Origin of the sequence: Nostoc sp., from assembly GCF_036917435.1 — a bacterium.
GTDB lineage: Bacteria > Cyanobacteriota > Cyanobacteriia > Cyanobacteriales > Nostocaceae > Nostoc.
In genome coordinates, this window is the sequence record NZ_JBALDM010000042.1 from 41,148 (window position 1) to 60,382 (window position 19,235).

Here is a 19,235-nt window from a genome sequence, read left to right on the forward strand (position 1 = left end):
AAAGTCAGGTGAATTGAGATTTAATTCAAATAAGTGGGAAATCTAATTGTAGGTTTATAGGTGCTGCCATCGGAATGTTGTTAGCACACTGGTGTTAAAACTTACAATGAGGTAGTTGTGTTTCGAGTTGTTGTTGGTCATAGTGACGATCCTGATTCTCAAAATGCGATCGCAGAAGTTCTTCAAGAATGTAGCCGTTCCCTTGCTGGCTTACTTCCTCAAGCTGGAATTCTATTCACTGCTATAGATTTTGACCATGCGTTAATTTTGCAACGCATCCAGGATGCTTTTCCCGGAATTGAATTAATTGGTGGAACTACAAATGGAGAAATCTCTTCAATTCTGGAGTTTCAGCAAGATTCTCTAACCTTAATGCTGTTTGCTAGCGATGAAGTGGAAATTCACTCAGGTATTGGCCGAGGAGCATCTAAAAATCCAGCCCTTGCAACTCAAGAAGCGATCGCTCAAGCAAAGTCCAAGAGTGCATCACTACCACAATTATGCCTCACCTTTCCCGATAGCCTCACAAGCAACGGGGTCTTAATTTTAGAGGGTTTAAAACAAAGCCTCGGTCAGCATATTCCCATCATTGGGGGCATGACTGCTGATGACTATACCTTTGACAAAACCTACCAATTCTTCCAAGGTGAAGTGTTAAGTGATTCAGTGCCAGTGCTGCTGTTCTCTGGACAACTATTATTTTCTCACGGAGTTGCAAGTGGTTGGACTCCCATCAGTCAACGTAGGCGTGTAACTAAAGTGGATGGCAACGTAGTCTATGAAATTGATGGACAGCGTGCCTTAGATTTCTATCAGTACTATCTTGGTGAAGAAAGATTTGCGTCCAACTATGCCATCCACGCCCTAGCAGTTTTTGAGGATCAAGATCATTTCTATTTGCGGGCACCTAATGGCTACGATCAACAGTCTGGTAGCGTTACATTCTTTTCTGATATTGCTGAACAGGCTCTTGTACAAATCACTGATACAACTCGTGACAATATTCTGTTAGCTTCGGAGACATCCTTGAAGAATGCTCTAGCTGATTATCCTGGTGTGGAGCCAACAGCAGCGTTACTTATTTCCTGTGCAGCTCGTCGGCGAATTCTCGGAACTATGACTGCAAAGGAGTATCAGTTTGTCAAAACTCATTTACCTGAAGGATTGCCTTGCTGTGGTTTCTACGGTTACGGTGAGATTACTCCTTTGGTAAAGGGAGGGCAAACGCAATTTCATAACAAAACTTTTGTCACATTACTAATGGGGACAAAATAAATGAGTAATGAGTAATGAGTAAATACCCATTACTTATTACTTCAAAATTAAAGACAGTTCGAGTCGGGGATTTAAACCCCAACTCAACTGATACTACGTATAGACGTAGGGGTCTTAAACCCTTGATTTGGTGATAAATAGTGCATGGATAACCAAGACAATTCCATACAAATCCAAGAATTGGAAAAGACAAACCGTATCTTGCGGAAAAAGCTGGAACGCTGCGAATCTGAACGCCGCCAGCTAGAAACTGACATTGCAACAAAAGAGTTTTTACTGAAGAAAGTCATTTGTGAGTTAGAAGACTCTCAGACAGATTTGCAGCACAGAGGCCAGGAGTTAGAAAATACTTTAGATAGTTTGCATAAAATGCAAGCTCAAATGATTCAAAGCGAAAAGATGTCTGCCCTGGGTCAAATGGTGGCAGGTATTGCTCATGAAATCAACAATCCTGTTAGCTTTATTTACGGAAATCTCAGCTATATTAGTCAATATACTAATGACTTACTAAGACTGGTAAAGCTTTATCACCATCATTTCCCTCACCCACCTGCTGAAATTCAAACCGAACGCAAAACCATCGATTTAGAGTTTCTAGAAAAAGACGCAATTATGGTATTGAACTCAATAAATATCGGGACAGAGCGTATCCGAGATATTGTGCTATCGCTACGTAACTTCTCGCGCCTAGATGAAGGTGAGTTTAAAGTGGTGGATATTCATGAAGGCATCGACAATACTTTGATGATTTTGCAGCACCGCCTTAAAGCTAGTGACAAAAGCCCAGCAATTCAGATTATCAAAGACTACGGCAATTTATCTCATGTAGAATGCTGCGCCGGACAGATTAACCAGGTGTTTATGAATATTCTCGTAAATGCGCTAGATGCTCTAGAAGAATTCAATACCAAACGAACTTATCAAGAAATCCGCAATAATCCCAGTTCGATCGCGATTCGCACCTCTGTCATTGATTCGCAGTGGGTAAAAATTGCGATCGCTGACAATGGCTCTGGAATTCCTGAATCGATTCAAAAACAGATTTTCAATCCCTTCTTTACAACAAAACCTCTCGGTAAGGGCACGGGCATGGGAATGGCTATCAGTTATCAAATTATCACTGAAAAACATGGCGGTAAGTTAGAATTCTTTTCGACAGAGGGAAAAGGAACGGAGTTTGTAGTTCAATTTCCTATCCACCACCGAGGTTCGGAAGTAATTTAACAATTTGGGAATTGGGCATTGGGCATAATTCTGCATCAATTAAACTAAAGGTAATAAAATTTCAAATTTTGTACCTATACCAATCTGTGAATGAAAATTTAATTTTCCGCCATGTCTGACGGTGATAATTCGATAACTTACTGCTAGACTAGTATTTTTACTATTCTTTGTTTCCAAAGAAAAAGAGTCCATAATTTGCTGTTGCAATTCTTGAGACATTCCAGGGCCATTGTCAGCAATGCGAACTAAGATCCAACGAGAATCTGGTGCATTTGGGTTGCTTGCTTCTTGCGAAATAACTTCTGTGGTAATCTCAATTCGAGGTTTTTGAACAGTCTTTGTCTCTTCTGAATGCAACTGCTGTCGCACTCCTTCATTAAGTAAAGTATCTACAACTTCGCTGAAAATATTCATCAAAACCTGGTTTACCTGCCCCATAAAGCAATAAACTGGAGGCAATTGACCATAGTATTTGACTATTTCAATTTCTCCTTGAAGACGACTATTAATTAATAATATAATACTATCTATGCAAGCGTGTAAATCTACTGGTTTGGGATAAAGCTCATCAATATGGCAGAAATTTTGTAAACTAGTAACGAGTTTTTTTAATCTTTCTGCTCCGGTGCGGATACTAGCAAGCGATCGCGACAAATCTTGTTCTAAAAAATCAAATTCAATCTCTTCTTTAATCTGATTAATTGCCTGAGAATCTGATTGTAATTCTTGCTCGTAAACAGCTATCAGCTTAAGTAAATCTTGGCTGTAATTTGAAACATAAGTGATATTACCCCAAATAAAACCCACTGGGTCTAAAATTTCGTGTGCTACGCCGTCTACCAAACGTCCCAGATTTGCCATTTTATCATTTTGGATCATTTGGGCTTGGCTGCGTTCATACCGTACCAGATTGTCCATTCCTCGAATTTGCCAAGAAATAACATTCAATTCTTGGACATCTAACAATCTATAATTACCAGATTCTGTCTCTACTACAATTGGTTCGGCTAATAATTCTGGCGATCGCTTTAAGTTAAGTTGCATCGCAGTTAAAATCGATGTCGTATCAGCAAGCACCAACATCGTTATCCGCGCATAGCTGTAGAGAACAGCTAATGGTTCCTGAACTAACAACTCTTGTCCGAATGGGCGAATAAAAAATTCTAGCAATCGCCGCCGCGAAATCATCCCAATGAACTTTCCTTGTTCTACCAAAATTACTCCTGGTAGCAGGGGGTATCTTTCCAAAAAACTAGCTACTTCCATACCAGTGTGATTTGTTTCCACTGGAAAGTTATACATTGGTAGTTCTTGGAGGGTTGACTCTAAACTGAGTTCGCGATCGCTACCAAGAGACAAAAATGGCGGTGAGATTTGGCTACTGAATTCTTCTGACACTAGACACCCTGATTTTTACAACGAATTGGGTAAACAATAAGTTAATATTTTACATTCCGCCACCCTCGAAATACGGTTTTGGTTTCGGTATCTAGCAAGACTAGTGGTATGCCAGGGTAAAAATCTTTTTCAAGTGACTAGAAGTAATTGGCGGGCAATTTATAATCTGTGTGGAGAATATTTAGAGCGCGATGTCTACGACGGGCTACGCCTACGCAAGCTAAACTTAAAAATAACCTTTACAAAGAGTGCAAAGGTAGCGTTATGACCTCTCTAACCAATCCACCCACCGCTCTCATTCCTTTCCCCGATCATACCCAGCTTCCTGACTCTGACGGCAAATTTGTGAAAAATTGGCAAGAGCATCCCCAAAGCCTGCTACTAACTGACTCCATTACACCTGTCATCAAGAAATTAAATCCTGGAGATCAATATTGTATTGGGCAGGACTTAGGCATTTACTGGCGCTTGACTGATCCCCCTGAAAAAGGCGCAGAAGCACCAGATTGGTTTTATGCACCAAATGTACCGTTTTTGCTAAATGGGCAAACGCGACGTTCTTATGTATTGTGGCAAGAGTCTATTGCCCCGTTGATTGTCCTGGAATTTGTCTCTGGGGACGGTAGTGAAGAACGAGACAAAACTCCTTGGAAGGGTAAATTTTGGGTTTATGAGCAGGTAATTCGTCCTCCCTTCTACGGCATTTATGAAGTGAGCAAAGCCAGTATAGAAGTTTATCATCTGATTGAAGGACAGTATCAGATGTTACCAGCAAAGGAACGAGGACATTATCCTATCGTTCCTTTGGGTGTTGAATTAGGCTTATGGCAGGGAGTTTATCAGAATGTGGAATTACCCTGGTTGCGTTGGTGGGATTTACAAGGTAATTTGTTGTTGAGTGGCGATGAAAGAGCCGAACAGGAATCCCAAAGGGCTGAACAGGAATGCCAAAGGGCTGAACAGGAACGCCAAAGGGCCGATCGCCTAACTGCCCAATTGCGATCGCTCGGTATTGAACCAGAAGCCTGAAATTCTACTACGAATTACGTTAGCGTAGCCCATTACGAATTTTGTTTAGACACATATTTTATTGCTATCAGGGTAATCACGATGACAAATAGACCTCCTTCCGAACCGGAGTCATCCCAAAAAACTGCCCTTGGCTTTGATGAATTTATAGCCATTCTGGTTGCCTTCACCACCATTGGAGCGATTCTTTTTTGGTCATTGTCTCGCAGGGATTCTAGCTGGAACTTCAACGGGCTACTGTCGGCTTCTTCCACTCCGTCGGCTAGTGTTCAATCAAATCAAGTATTGCCCTCTACTTCCAAGGTAGAACCGAATGTAGTCCCCAACAAAATTTTGCCCTATTCTCCACCAGAGGCTGTTGTTGAACCCAAGACACCTTCATTGCCAACTAACAGCACCACTTCTTTGGGCCCAGTACCATCTGCTCAGGTAATCCCGACTCAACCCCCACAGACACCTGTACCCTCTTCAGCAGTACTTGACTCATCAATTAAAGCATCAGCATTGCCTTTAGTAACTCCGGCAAAACAAAAATCTATTATTCCACCGCCAATTGCATTTAACGATGTGCCAACTAGCTTTTGGGGTCGGCGTTTTATAGATGTTCTTTCTTCCCGTAGTATTCTCAAGGGGTTTCCTGATTATTCTTTTAGACCAAATCAGCCCGTAAACCGTGCTGAATTTGCTGCTATAGTGCAAAAAGCTTTTGATCAAGAACCGTCTAAGACTGCGATCGCATTTCAAGATGTACCAACAAAATTCTGGGCAACTCCAGCAATTGACCAAGCCATTAGTGATGGATTTCTCACAGGCTACCCGAAAAAAACCTTCAAACCACAAGAAAATATTTCACGAGTGCAAGTTTTAGTTGCTCTTGTCAGTGGGTTGAATCTGAAAGCACCCACTTCTCCAAACAAGATTTTAAGTGTCTATAAAGATGCTAAAGATATTCCACCTTATGCTATTGGCAAAATAGCTACTGCTACAACCAATGGTCTGGTAGTTAATTATCCAAATCCACAAATCCTTGCTCCCAACAAAGTAGCTAGTCGGGCTGAAGTGGCAGCAATGATTCATCAAGCTTTAGTAAAGCGGGGCAAGTTGCAGGCAATTTCATCTCCAAATATAGTGCGTAGACGTAGCCCAGCACAAGCATCGCCCAGCACCTCTCCAGAAATTTCGCGCACTCCAAAGGTTAAAGTATCCCCAAGGTCATCGTCTCAATAATAATTCGTAATAGAGCCTCCGACACGCTCCGCGTTAAGCGAAGCTATGCCGCAGGCTTTACGTAATTCGCAATTCGTAATTACAGCAGTTCGCAATTTTGAAAGAAGTCTGAACGCTGACTTCCGGCGTTCAGACTTCGGCTATTTAGAATTAGATCGTACTACTATCTAGGAGTACGTTTGGTAGAGAAGCGATAATTAGATATTAAGCTTCTGGAATTTGTTTCCCAACCACTTGTGATTTCAGAGTGGTGATTTCACTAGTTAACTCTTTCCTGGTTGAGGCTTTGAGTAAATAGCGGTAAACAAACCAGGCAGAGTAACCAATACCAATCAACTCAAAAGTAGGCGCTACCAAGGGAATGTCATTCAAAGCATCTAATATTGCCAAGAGTACTTTAACCCCAACAATTGATCCCACAATTAAACCAACTGTTACCAGAGGTTGCTTATATTGATTAAAGAAGCTTCCCAGATATTCTGGCAATGTTGCTAAAAACGTAGAAACTTGCTCCCCGTACTTTAGCCATTCGTCTTGAGACTGTGCGGGAGGCTGAAGTTTAGTGATGGTTCCCGTTTGGGCGTTGATCTCTGCCACTATAGTCTCTTTGGATGCGGTTTCAGTAAATTCTTGTTCTGGCATTTTCACTCCCATTAATTTGACAGTTGAGTTTTTCTAATCTGGATAATTACAACCAAAAAGTTGTTGATTAGGTAATGCACAAGTGCATCAGTACAATTTGGTTAAAGGTCACAAAAAGGGTTTAGCGTCCTATAACTATAATTGCCGCCTAATATCTACTGCATCAACTACAAGGTAGACAGTCAGTAGGAGGATAGAATTAAGAAGGCAGCAGGATGTATTATAATCGGCCTTCTAAGTTCTTTTCTGAATCAACTGGAATCCTCTGGTTGTGATTATCCCATTCCGTGTCATTTGCTCATAATCGTACTAAATCTAAGTACAAATCAGGCAAAAATCAGCCCACCTCTCATTTATATAAGCGTAAAAGCCGATTTTAGCTGATATTAAAACTATCTTAAGCCGCGTTCGTCAATTAACGCATTCGTCTTGATATTAATACGTAACAAAAGTTTTTGTCTGTTCATAAAGACTTGACTTTTATGTTGTCTTACGATAAGGATGTTTTGGCGTTGGAGATGAGGAAGAAATAACCAATGCCCAATGCTCAATGCCCCACAATCAAACCTTTTGTTTTTTCCTGATTGTATTAATTTTAGAAGGAAGCAGTAAGGTAGACTAGTGGCGTACCTGATGCCAAAAACTCGTTGCTATCAACTGTGTATCGAGGAAGGTGATGTGGGAAATAGAAGACAGTCTGAGGCTGGTTTTTAGTGCAGGAAATTATTCATTGCTGCTGCTGAAAACAGTGAATTCTATTTTTATCAGTAATTATACTTAGTAGAATTGCTATCAAAATAACTCATCCTATATGAGGTTGTGCTAATTGTTTAGTAAGCAATGATTTGGTATTGCTATAAAAAAAGATAATGTAAATGTTAATCAGCAATTAAACTGTTTATACAAGCTAAAGTGATTTGGTAATTTTTGCGGGAAGGCAAGGAGGTTTGAGAAATGCCAACTCAAAAGCCAACCCCTATCGACAGCAGTTCAGAAAGCAAAAAAGTGTCAGCCGAAGAGCCATCGACAGATGAACTACCGACCATAGAATTTCCCTCACGAGGGAAGCTCAAAGCCAGTTCTTGGCGTATCCATCAAAAAATTGGCTATGGGTACTTTGTAGCTATAGGAATTGGGTTTTTTGGCTCACTAACTGGGTTAGTGATTGCCAACTACTACCGGGGAAGGGAAGTAAGACAATTTAATCAAGCTTATGCACAAGGACAGCTACTGAGTAATTATAAAGATGCAGTAGTAGGGGCACAATTACATAGTTCTAATCTGGTTGCTGTATTAGAAAATTCACAACAGTTGCAAAGGAAAAAAGCTGATTTTCTAAAGAATGTTGAAAAAGCCAAACAATTAGAGTCAGAAATTTCTGGATTTATCGACAGTAAACCTAAAAGACTAGCAGCAACAAGTTCAACCTTACAAACCTTATTGCTGGATTACAAGAATAATTTAAAAGCTTACGTTGACCAAATCGAGGCCATCTTAGAGAAAATTAACTCCCAAAAAGTGCAGCCTCAGCAGATTTCTGCTGCCCGATCGCAGTTATTGACAATTATGCGTGGTGAAACAGCCATGCGGCTAGACCAACTTTCGCAAAACTTGGCTAACATCTTGCAAACTGCTGAAATTCAAGAGCAAGAAAGGCAAAAAGCAGTTGAGGAGGCAAAAGTAGTTGAGCGCTTCATCGTGATTTTGAGTATGCTCGTTTCGGTTGCGATCGCAGCCATTGTAGCTTGGCGTACCAGTCGCGCGATCGCAGAACCAGTCATCATTGTCACCCAAGTAGCTGAACAAGTGGCGCGGAAACATAATTTTGATTTACGAGCGCCTGTCACCACTGAAGATGAAATTGGCCTACTCGCCAAATCTCTAAATCGTCTGATTGAGCGTGTATCTGAGCGAACCAAAGAACTGCAACAAGCTAAAGAATTAGCTGAAGCTGCTAGCAAGGCAAAAAGCGTATTTTTAGCCAATGTCAGCCACGAATTACGCACACCACTAAATGCTGTCATTGGCTTAAGCCAACTTCTAGAAGATGATGCCACCGATCTTGGTTTATCGGCAGACTTTATTACAGACTTAGAAACAATTAACGCTGCGGGGAAGCATTTACTGCACTTGATTAACGAAATTCTCGACTTGTCAAAAATTGAAGCGGGGAAAATGACCCTCTATCCAGAGACATTCGAGATTGCAAATCTGATTCATAACGTCGTCCTCACAGTCAAACCAGCGATAGAAAAAAATGCCAATGTTTTAGAAGTGGATTTTGATCAGCAACTTGGCACCATGTACGCCGATCAAACTAGGATGCGCCAGGTATTATTAAACTTGTTGAGCAACGCCAGTAAGTTCACTACAAACGGCAAGGTAACGCTGACAATCAACAGAGAAAAGGATGAAGTACGACTTGATGCTCCTCTGGGGATGATTACTTTTACCGTTACCGACACAGGTATAGGTATGTCTGACCATCAACAACAGCAGTTATTTCAACCTTTTACACAAGGAGATACTTCGACTACGAAAAAATATGGAGGTACGGGACTGGGGTTAGCAATTAGCCGCCATTTCTGTCAAATGATGGGTGGCGAGATTATTGTTAAAAGTCAGCCGGGGATTGGCTCTACTTTTACTATCCGTCTACCAATGACTGTGCAGGATTGAAGGGAATTGGGAATTGGGAATTGGGAATTGGGCATGGGGCATGGGGCATGGGGCATGGGGCATGGGAAAGAAACAAGTAAAAAACTTGTTAAATAATTCCCCCCATCTCCCTCATCTCCCAGTCAAATCAAGTAATAATACTTACTTTTCCTGTATCCAAGTCGTAACGACCGCCCACGATTTTCAATTTACCTGACTTCACCTGCTCAGTTAAAAGCTTTGATTTTTGCAACCGTTCAATTTGATATTGCACATTTGCCACCACAGCATTCTCAACCGCGTCACCTGGTAGATTCTTGACCTTTTTCAGGGCTGGCTTAATTGCCCGAACAAAAGTACTAATATCACCTGGTAATGATTCTTTTTTTACAGCAGCCGTTACAGCCCCACAACGCTCATGTCCCATCACCATCAGCAGTGGAGAACCTAACAAGACAACGGCATATTCAATACTACCGATCGCTTCATGTGTGGCAATATTTCCGGCAATCCGAACATCAAAGATATCTCCGATGCCCTGATCGAAAACAATTTCTGCGGGAACTCGTGAATCAGCACAACTAAGAATAGTTGCAAATGGATGTTGAGCTTGAGCAACTTCTTTCAACCGCAGCGCAGATTGATCGGGGTATTGGGGGTGATGATCGACAAATCGCTGATTTCCCTCCATCAGCTTTTGAAGCGCTGTATCGGGATTCAGAGATTCAGGGAGGTTTGGAGGGTTTTCGTCAGCTTTAGCTTGTTCCACCCGCCAGAGTAAATCACTGGCAGTTACTGCCATTCCAAATGCCCCAGTGATTCCCAATTTTAAAAAGTCACGACGTTCTATGAAATGCTTCATTGAATTTATAACTCTCTTACATTGACGCGACACATCTAACGGAGCGAATTTCCATCACATCGGTAACGTAGCAAGTACCACCGAATTTGTTGAGAAGTGGTTTGATATTTTCGACAACACGCTTGAGTTGTTCTGGCATACAAAACGCAATTATATAAACATTATCAAGCATGGTCATGTCTAAATCTTCTGTCGTTCCTTGTAATCCTTTACCAGCAACATTGCGGATTACGGCATGGTTATGTACACCTGACTTGTCTAAATTATCTAAAATTTTGGCAAGTTCAAAGGAATTGGCAATAATTTCTATCTTTTTAACTACGTGCATATTATTACCTCCAAAATAGGTTAATTCCGTAGAGATATAACGGAATTCCCACAATAATATTGAACGGGAAAGTCACCGCTAGAGCGGTAGAAACATACAGACTGGGATTTGCTTCTGGAACAGTCATCCGCATAGCTGCTGGGACAGCAATGTAAGAAGCACTGGCACACAATACAGCGAACAAAAGCGAATCTCCGCGAGGCATACCGATGAATTTGGCGATCGCTAACCCAATGGCTGCATTAAGTATTGGGATTAGTATGGCAAATAAAATTAGGAAAACTCCGGTTTTTTGCAAGTCTTTAATTCTTCTAGCAGCCACCAATCCCATGTCAAGTAAAAAGAAGGTGAGAACCCCATAAAATAACCCTTGAGTAAAGGGTTCTAATACTTTCCAACCCCGTTCTCCTGTTAAGACACCTATAAATAGACTACCGACTAATAGAAAGACTGAACTATTAAGAAATGCTTCTTGCAAAACTTCCGGCCACGAAAACTCTCGCTTGCCATCGGCGGTGAATATATTCACCAAAATTAGACCAACTATAATTGCTGGAGATTCCATCAGGGCAAGGGCTGCCACCATGTAACCATCAAAAGCAATGCCAAGCTCAGTTAAAAAAGCGCTAGCTGTGATGAAGGTGACAGCACTGATAGAACCGTAGGTTGCTGCGATCGCAGCCGCATCGTAAGTATCCAATTTCCACTTTAGGATAAAAAAGGTGTAAATTGGAACAACACAAGCCATCATCATTGCTGCCGCCAGTGTTAGAACTACTTCCTGAGTTACACCGCTTTTGATTAGTTCTACCCCTCCTTTAAAACCAATGGCAAACAGCAGATACAACGAAAAGAGTTTGGGTATTGGTGCAGGAATTTCTAGATCGGACTTGACAAAAACAGCAGTCATGCCTAAAAAGAAAAACAGGATTGGCGGATTCAAAATATTGGATACAATTAAGCTCAGATCCATATCCACCTCTCCTTGTATTGGTTAAACCTGAAATTAAAGAAATTTTTCATCTTTAAAAACTTAACGGTTGAATCGTGATGTATTGTGTATCGCTACCCCATGTCAATTGGCTACTCAAGGAGTGAATCGTCCTATTAGTAACAATACTTATTGGTTAGGTGTTAAACAGCGCTGAAACAGAAAAAGTGAGAGCTTGCCCAACATTTTTTGATGTTAGATTCCCCGTCGCTGATCTTACGACAGAAAGTGTCAGAAGAACTCGTGATCAACCTATTTAGCGTATAAAAAATTAACGTATTATAGAAGCAATACATGAATTGCCCCTACATAAACCTTGCTTAAATCTCAGTATTTTTTGATTTATAAAAGTTAAGAAGGGCAATCCAGGCAGCTGTGAAGACAAAAACTTTCGTCAAGGTTATGATTCTCGCTTTGGTATTCCATAAAGATAATGGTCATACTGGTGTGCTAAGTCGCCAATATCTGTATCAACTGCACAATTTTTAATCAGTTACCTCAGTTTATTCCAATCTGAGTCTTTTGGGATTGTTGGCACAGGTGTGCTATTTTATTCGACAAACACGATTATGACTGACTGTCCCTCATGCCCTTCAATTGGTTCGTTAGGATGAACCACACCGTTTTGGAATGTGCCTTTAACTGAAAGCATAGCTTTTTCTTGGTTCTACATAAATCATGATAGAGTACCATTCTGGTTAAGAATATTGCCGCACAATCTTTATTGACCAACTTTCGTTAGGATATTGTAACCTGGGCAATAGCGACTCTCTATTGATGTGACACCAGGCGAGCGCTTTTTCACATCTATGACAACAACCATTGACTTTCTCAGTCACCTTAACCCTAGTCAACGTCAAGCTGTAGAACATTACTGCGGCCCGTTGCTAGTTGTTGCTGGCGCAGGCTCCGGCAAAACACGAGCGCTGACTTCTCGCATTGCAAATCTGATTCTGAAACACCGTGTTGATCCAGAAAATATCCTGGCGGTTACTTTTACCAACAAAGCCGCACGGGAAATGAAAGAACGGATTCAACGGCTGTTTGCTGAAGACTTGGCAATGAAAGAACACGGTAAGCAGTTGGATTTGTTGACAGAATATCAACAAATGGAATTGCGTTCAAAAGTTTATAAAAATAAGATAAAATTGTTGTGGTGTAACACTTTCCACAGCTTATGTTCTCGTATTCTGCGCTCTGAACTTGGGAAATATCAAGATGAGAAAGGGCGGCGTTGGAATAATAATTTCTCCATTTTTGATGAATCTGATGTTCAAAGCCTGATAAAAGAAATTGTTACTAAAGACTTAAACCTAGATGATAAAAAATTTGATGCCCGTTCTGTCCGCTACGCTATTAGTAATGCTAAAAACCAAGGTTTATCGCCCCAAGAATTTGAGCAAGATCAACCAAATTATCGCGGAAGGGTAATTGCTGATGTCTATAATCGTTATCAAGATAAATTAGCACAAAACAATGCTCTCGATTTTGATGATTTGATTCTAGTTACTACAAGATTATTTCAGCAAAACGAGCAAGTTTTGGGTTACTGGCATCGCCAATTTCGCCATATCCTTGTAGATGAATATCAAGATACTAATCGTACTCAATATCAACTCATCCACTTATTAGTAACTAACGGCGAAACTAAAAAGAGCGAATGGGAATGGGAAAATCGCTCAGTTTTCGTTGTCGGTGATGCAGATCAATCGATTTATAGCTTTCGGATGGCAGATTTCACCATTTTGATGGGATTTCAGGAAGACTTTGGCGATGGTTTGGTAGATGATGACACCCGAACGATGGTTAAGTTGGAAGAAAACTATCGTTCTTGTGAAAATATTTTACAAGCGGCTAATGAACTAATTGAAAATAACACCCAACGGATTGATAAAATCCTGAAACCTACGCGGGGGCCGGGTGAGCAAATTACTTGTCACAAAGCCGATGAAGAACTTGCAGAAGCGGCATTTGTCATTAATCAAATTAGCACTTTAGAAAACCAAAATCCAGAGTTAGACTGGGGTAGTTTTGCTATACTTTATCGGACAAACGCTCAATCTCGTCCTTTTGAACAATTATTAGTAGAAAAACAAATTCCTTACGTGATTGTAGGGGGAATGAGATTTTACGATCGCAAAGAAATCAAAGATGTCATCGCATACTTAAGAGCGATCGCTAACCCATCTGATACAGTCAGTTTATTACGAGTTATCAATACTCCCCGGCGGGGAGTTGGCAAAACCACTATTGATGCTTTAATGAACGCCTCCCAACAACTAGGGACAACTCTGTGGGAAATACTCAGCGACGAAACATCAGTTAATACCTTAGCTGGAAGGGCGACAAAAGCTGTAAATAACTTTGCCGCAATGATTAGTCGTTGGCAAGCACAAATCGGTACGCTTCCCGTGACTGAGGTTTTGCAAGGAATATTAGAAGATTCTGGTTACGTTCAAGACTTGATGAGTCAAGGCACAGATGAAGCCACAGATCGGGTACAAAACGTCCAGGAACTTTACAACGCCGCACTGCAATTTCAAGAAGAAAACGAAGAGGTTTCACTGCGAGACTTTTTGAGTAGTGCTGCCCTTAGTTCCGATTTGGATAATTTAAAAGAAGGACAGACAGCCGTTTCTTTGATGACTTTGCACGCATCCAAAGGTTTGGAATTTCCCGTAGTATTTTTGGTGGGATTAGAACAAGGGCTATTTCCCGGCTACCGTTCGCTGGGCGATCCGGCATCTTTGGAAGAAGAACGCCGCCTGTGTTATGTGGGAATTACTCGCGCCCAAGAAAGGTTATTTTTATCACACGCGCGGGAACGGCGTTTGTATGGTTCGCGGGAACCTGCGATGCGATCGCAATTTCTCGACGAATTACCAGAAGAATTGTTATCTACCAAACGCGCGAGTCGTCAAAGTTATACCAAAAGTGCCTCTAGTTCTAATGGTAAACAAGACTCAACGCAGAATTGGCAAGTAGGCGATCGGGTATTGCATAAAACTTTTGGACTTGGTGAAATTACTCATGTTTTCGGAACAGGTAGTAAAATGTCTGTAGCAATTAAATTTGCCAGCTTGGGACAAAAAATTGTTGATCCAAGAGTAGCGCAGTTGCAAAAAGTTTGAACACAAAGCCACAGATCCCCGACTTCTTAAAGAAGTCGGGGATCTTAATTTTTCATATTTCAATTTCTTCAAAGTGTTCAACAGTGGGAAATGGTTCATAAAAATGATGTAGAAGTTTTTTCCACTCTTGATACTCAACAGAATTTCTAAATCCGATAGTATGAGATTCTAAACTTTCCCATCTGACAAGTAACAAATATTTACCTTGGACTTCTATACATCTATGCAGTTCATGAGATAAATATCCGTCCATTGAGGAAATAATTTTAGAAGCTTCTTTAAAAGCAGCTTCAAAATCGGATTCTAGACCAGGTTTAACAGGAAGTATCACTGCTTCAAGAATCATAAAGTTTTGCGGTGAATAATTAGGTTAACAACACTCAGGGCTGAGTGCTGAGTTGTTCCATTTGTTTGAGCATTAGTCCAAAATTTATCAGATTCTCGATTCAGGTGTTGTGAAATAACGTTTTTCAAGCCAGAAGGCAACATTAACTAGACCAATCAATACAGGCACTTCTACTAAAGGCCCGACAACGGCCGCAAAAGCAACACCCGAATTAATGCCAAACACAGCAATTGCCACTGCGATCGCAAGTTCAAAATTATTTCCTGCCGATGTAAACGCTACACTTGCGGCTCTAGAATAGTCTGTCTTAACACGCCAAGCCATGTAAAAGCTGACCAGAAACATGATGATGAAGTAGACAATCAACGGAATTGCAATCTTCACCACATCTAAGGGTATCTGAACGATCAACTTCCCTTTCAAGCTGAACATGACCACGATTGTAAATAACAGAGCAATCAGCGTAATCGGACTAATTTTAGGTACAAATTCCTCGTGATACCACTGCTTGCTTTTCACTTTCACTAAGAAGTAACGAGTGAAAAATCCAGCTAAAAAGGGAATACCGAGATAGATAAATACACTTTTGGCAATCTCGGCAATGCTGACGTTCACGACACTACCTTGTAACCCAAATAGTGGCGGCAATACAGTAATAAAGAACCAGGCATAAGGACTATAAAAGATAACTTGAAAGATACTATTAAAGGCAACCAATCCAGCTGTGTACTCTGTATTGCCTCGTGCCAAGTCACTCCACACAACTACCATTGCAATACAACGGGCTAATCCAATCAGAATCAATCCCGTCATGTATTCTGGATAACTGTGTAAAAAGGTAGCCGCCAGAGCAAACATCAAAATTGGCCCAATGACCCAATTCTGAATTAGTGAAACACCAAGAATTTTTCCGTTGCGAAATACATCCCCTAACTCTTCATACCGCACCTTAGCAAGAGGCGGGTACATCATTAGAATTAACCCGATGGCAATTGGTATATTAGTTGCTCCCACCTGGAACTGGTTGATAAATGCTTCTATTCCAGGAAAGAAATAGCCTAAACCAACACCAAAAGCCATTGCCAAAAAAATCCATAAGGTCAGGAAGCGGTCAATAAAGGAGAGGCGTTTTGAAGTTTTTTTGCTCATTACGGAGTTCATACAGCTTACATAATTTAAAGTTTCATTACATGTATATCATTTCAAGAAAACTTGATGTGTCAATATAAAGCATAACATTAGGAATTAAAATTCATCAAAAAAAATTGATGGATAGCAATTTTCCTTTATTCTTTATGCTGTTCAAAACCTTTTGTGTATCGATGTGGCGTAGTTTACCGCCATAGGCATCGCTCTCAACCGACACTTAGACCGAATTTATACAGAAATTATTTGTAGGTACTGGCTTAAAAACAACATAACTAGCTCATTGGGCTAAACTGAAGAAAGTTATGAGGACGCAAATATGACTGACAAAAATCGTTCTCAATGGGACTTAGGCAGGTTTATCGAAACCCTGACTTACTTTGAGGTAATTCCTTTCCTTAACTGGGTACAGCAGTTAATCCAAGGTCGTCCTAATGATAATCAAGATAGACCCAATGGAGGCAGAAACGTGGGTGTAATATTAGTAGCAGGTGCAACAGGTGGTGTAGGTAAACGAGTGGTACAGCGATCGCTCCAACGAGGTTATAAAGTTCGCGCCCTAGTTCGAGATATTGACAAAGCGCGGTCAATTCTTGGTAATGATATAGACTTAGTAGTTGCGGATATCACTCAACCAGAAACTTTAACTTCTTTAGTTATGGCTGATATCCAAGCTGTAGTTTGTTGCACAGCAGTGCGCGTACAACCAGTAGAAGGAGACACAGCAGATAGAGAAAAATATTATCAAGGTGTTAAATTTTACCAGCCCGAAATTGTTGGCGACACTCCAGAAAATGTTGAATATCAAGGTGTCAAAAACTTAGTCCAAGCAGCTGCAAAATATCTACCCCAAGCAAATGAAAAAGTAATATTTGATTTCACCAAACCATCAGCAGAATTAAAAGATTACTGGGGGGCGCTGGATGATGTCGTTATGGGTGGCGTGAGTGCGAGTAATATCCAATTAGTAGAAAATGCAGCTTTGTTTGCTGGTAATGTCTCCACAGCCAACTCTGGTGGATTTGCTTCTATCAGAACTAAGAATTTTGATCCACCCTTCAACTTATCCGGTTATGAAGGTGTAAAATTGCGCGTCAAAGGTGACGGTCAACGTTATAAAATATTTTTACGGACAGATGCAAAATGGGATGGCATTGGGTATAGCTATTCTTTCGATACTGTAGCTAATACCTGGATAGATGTTCATATTCCCTTTGCAGATTTGATTCCCGTCTTTCGGGCAAAAACTGTCAAAGATGCGCCGCCACTTGAGCATAATAGAATTTCTTCATTCCAACTGATGTTGAGCAAATTTGAACACGATGGTGCTTTAAATCCCAAATTTTTCCCCGGTGGTTTTACTTTGGAGTTGGAATCAATTAAAGCTTATGGCGGGACAACTTTACCACAATTTGTTTTAGTCAGTTCAGCAGGCGTAACTCGTCCCGGCCGCCCTGGTATTAATTTAGATGAAGAACCGCCAGCAGTGAAATTAAATGACCAATTGGGAGGAATTTTAACTTGGAAGTTAAAGGGAGAAGATAGTTTAAGAGAAAGCAAAATTCCTTATACAATTATTAGACCTTGTGCTTTAACTGAAGAATCAGGTGGTAAGGAATTAATATTCGAGCAAGGTGATAATATTAAGGGCAAAATCAGCCGTGAGGATGTGGCAGAACTTTGTGTACAAGCGTTAAAATTAGCGAAAGCTTCTAATGTTACTTTTGAGGTAAAACAGGCAGACAATACTGTTAGCTCTATCGATTGGCAGGAGCTATTTTCTAATTTAATAAAGGATAAGTAGGTAGGCGTAATTAAATATAAGATCGAACCTCACTCTCAATCCCTCTCCTTAGTAAGGAGAGGGAAGCCGGAGGCAGTTATAGTCTGTAGCCATACTAATAAATATATCTATAAAAGCAGTTTTATTGATTACATAATGTAAGCTGGCTTCAACTTTCGTAGGAAGTTAAGCATGGCTGAAATCACAGTATCTGGCGACTCAACTAAGAAGCCATGACCGCCACTGTCAAGGACTACAAGTTCAGCGTTGGGAATGCCTTGAGCAAGTTGCTGGGAAAACTTTAGCGGGGTAAGAATGTCTTGTTTACCAACTAGAACTAGGGTAGGACAATGAATTTGTTGGAGGCGATCTGTTGTGTCAAAGTCAAGCATGGCTTGGCTGTGATGATGAAGTGAATGAGTTGCTGGTGGGAAAGGATATCTGATTGCAAATTCGATTAGACCTTCAATCATTCCAGGAATCGAGTAGAAGGTATCTGTAAATATCCAGGGTAAGACGACTTTTTCATAAAGTTTCAAGTCTACATTAGCGCAGAGTTCGCCCCAAGTCTCAATGATGCTGTTAAATAATCTATCACCCTTTGCCAACGATGAAAGTAGCATCAGACTTTTTACTTTTTCGGGATGTGCTAACACTAACTCTTGCGCTATTTGACCACCCATTGAATGACCTGCTAGATGTACCTTATCGATCGCAAGATGGTCGAGCAATGCTGCAACGTCATTAGCCATCTGTTTCAGACTATAGGGGGTTTCGGGAGCAGAACTTCGTCCCATACCTCGGTTGTCTAAGCGAATCACTTGATATTGCGAAACCAGCGATGGCATGAGCAATGACCAATAGGCATGATCGCAAAGGAAGCCAGATATTAATAGTAAAGGCTCACCTGTTCCCTTAATGTCGTAAAACAAATCAATCCCGTTAATCTGAATCTTTGGCATAGTCAATAATTTTGCTGAACCCGATCTGAACGGATGGATAAGGCTACACTACTATGTCTTCACTCTCTCATTCACCGGAATTTGATAGCCGTTGGCGAGGTGATTGATCGTGTTGGCAGTGGCTGCGATCGCCATTAGTTCCCCGAATATCCTATCATTCATGCTTATCAGTACTCTGGGTACGTGCCGATGGTGTGTGCAAGTCGGATAATCTTTGTACTTGTTCAACTGTG

15 protein-coding genes are annotated in these 19,235 nt (G+C 40.9%); 7 read left to right on the forward strand and 8 right to left on the reverse strand.

What is annotated here, in order from left to right; all coding sequences use genetic code 11:
* Positions 1-117: 117 nt before the first annotated feature.
* On the forward strand, positions 118-1,275 hold the full coding sequence (locus V7K98_RS20400; RefSeq protein ID WP_335025067.1) for an FIST signal transduction protein: 1,158 nt from the start codon (positions 118-120) through the stop codon (positions 1,273-1,275).
* A gap of 144 nt (positions 1,276-1,419) precedes the next feature.
* On the forward strand, positions 1,420-2,499 hold the full coding sequence (locus tag V7K98_RS20405; RefSeq protein WP_335025069.1) for a sensor histidine kinase: 1,080 nt from the start codon (positions 1,420-1,422) through the stop codon (positions 2,497-2,499).
* Positions 2,500-2,538: 39 nt separating this feature from the next.
* Here V7K98_RS20405 and V7K98_RS20410 read toward each other — a convergent pair whose 3' ends face one another.
* Complete coding sequence (locus V7K98_RS20410) at positions 2,539-3,897, reverse strand: sensor histidine kinase (protein ID WP_335025071.1); 1,359 nt, start codon at positions 3,895-3,897, stop codon at positions 2,539-2,541.
* Between the two features lie 264 nt (positions 3,898-4,161).
* On the opposite strand from V7K98_RS20410, the gene V7K98_RS20415 reads away from it, so the two are divergent.
* Positions 4,162-4,926, forward strand: coding sequence for a Uma2 family endonuclease (locus V7K98_RS20415; RefSeq protein ID WP_335025073.1), 765 nt, complete (start codon positions 4,162-4,164; stop codon positions 4,924-4,926).
* Positions 4,927-5,007: 81 nt separating this feature from the next.
* Positions 5,008-6,153, forward strand: a complete 1,146-nt coding sequence (locus V7K98_RS20420) for an S-layer homology domain-containing protein (RefSeq protein ID WP_335025075.1) — start codon at positions 5,008-5,010, stop codon at positions 6,151-6,153.
* A 204-nt stretch (positions 6,154-6,357) separates the two neighbouring features.
* Here the strand turns inward: V7K98_RS20420 and V7K98_RS20425 are convergent, their stop codons facing one another.
* Positions 6,358-6,795, reverse strand: a complete 438-nt coding sequence (locus V7K98_RS20425) for a CAAD domain-containing protein (protein WP_335025077.1) — start codon at positions 6,793-6,795, stop codon at positions 6,358-6,360.
* 954 nt (positions 6,796-7,749) lie between these two features.
* Here V7K98_RS20425 and V7K98_RS20430 point away from each other — a divergent pair.
* Positions 7,750-9,474: a sensor histidine kinase gene (locus tag V7K98_RS20430; protein ID WP_335025079.1), complete on the forward strand. Its 1,725-nt coding sequence runs from the start codon at positions 7,750-7,752 to the stop codon at positions 9,472-9,474.
* Positions 9,475-9,601: 127 nt separating this feature from the next.
* Here the strand turns inward: V7K98_RS20430 and V7K98_RS20435 are convergent, their stop codons facing one another.
* Genes V7K98_RS20435 through V7K98_RS20445 form a run of 3 tightly spaced genes read right to left on the reverse strand, consistent with a single transcriptional unit; the run spans position 9,602 to position 11,616 of the window.
* Complete coding sequence (locus V7K98_RS20435) at positions 9,602-10,315, reverse strand: carbonic anhydrase (protein ID WP_335025081.1); 714 nt, start codon at positions 10,313-10,315, stop codon at positions 9,602-9,604.
* 16 nt (positions 10,316-10,331) lie between these two features.
* Positions 10,332-10,643 carry a P-II family nitrogen regulator gene (locus V7K98_RS20440; RefSeq protein ID WP_335025083.1) on the reverse strand — a complete coding sequence of 104 codons (312 nt, stop codon included), beginning with the start codon at positions 10,641-10,643 and terminating at the stop codon, positions 10,332-10,334.
* Positions 10,644-10,647: 4 nt separating this feature from the next.
* On the reverse strand, positions 10,648-11,616 hold the full coding sequence (locus V7K98_RS20445) for a sodium-dependent bicarbonate transport family permease (RefSeq protein WP_335025085.1): 969 nt from the start codon (positions 11,614-11,616) through the stop codon (positions 10,648-10,650).
* A gap of 827 nt (positions 11,617-12,443) precedes the next feature.
* On the opposite strand from V7K98_RS20445, the gene pcrA reads away from it, so the two are divergent.
* Positions 12,444-14,765 (forward strand): DNA helicase PcrA, encoded by a 2,322-nt coding sequence (gene pcrA, locus V7K98_RS20450; protein WP_335025087.1) that lies wholly within the window; start codon positions 12,444-12,446, stop codon positions 14,763-14,765.
* Positions 14,766-14,817: 52 nt separating this feature from the next.
* On the opposite strand, the gene V7K98_RS20455 is transcribed toward pcrA, so the two are convergent.
* Both V7K98_RS20455 and arsB read right to left on the reverse strand, forming a co-directional pair.
* Positions 14,818-15,111, reverse strand: coding sequence for an antibiotic biosynthesis monooxygenase family protein (locus V7K98_RS20455; RefSeq protein WP_335025089.1), 294 nt, complete (start codon positions 15,109-15,111; stop codon positions 14,818-14,820).
* An 87-nt stretch (positions 15,112-15,198) separates the two neighbouring features.
* Positions 15,199-16,260: an ACR3 family arsenite efflux transporter gene (gene arsB, locus V7K98_RS20460; RefSeq protein ID WP_335025091.1), complete on the reverse strand. Its 1,062-nt coding sequence runs from the start codon at positions 16,258-16,260 to the stop codon at positions 15,199-15,201.
* 316 nt (positions 16,261-16,576) lie between these two features.
* Between arsB and V7K98_RS20465 the strand changes: the two genes are divergently transcribed.
* Positions 16,577-18,061: a CIA30 family protein gene (locus V7K98_RS20465; RefSeq protein ID WP_335025093.1), complete on the forward strand. Its 1,485-nt coding sequence runs from the start codon at positions 16,577-16,579 to the stop codon at positions 18,059-18,061.
* Positions 18,062-18,189: 128 nt separating this feature from the next.
* Here V7K98_RS20465 and V7K98_RS20470 read toward each other — a convergent pair whose 3' ends face one another.
* Positions 18,190-19,002 (reverse strand): alpha/beta fold hydrolase, encoded by an 813-nt coding sequence (locus V7K98_RS20470; RefSeq protein WP_335025095.1) that lies wholly within the window; start codon positions 19,000-19,002, stop codon positions 18,190-18,192.
* Positions 19,003-19,235: the final 233 nt, after the last annotated feature.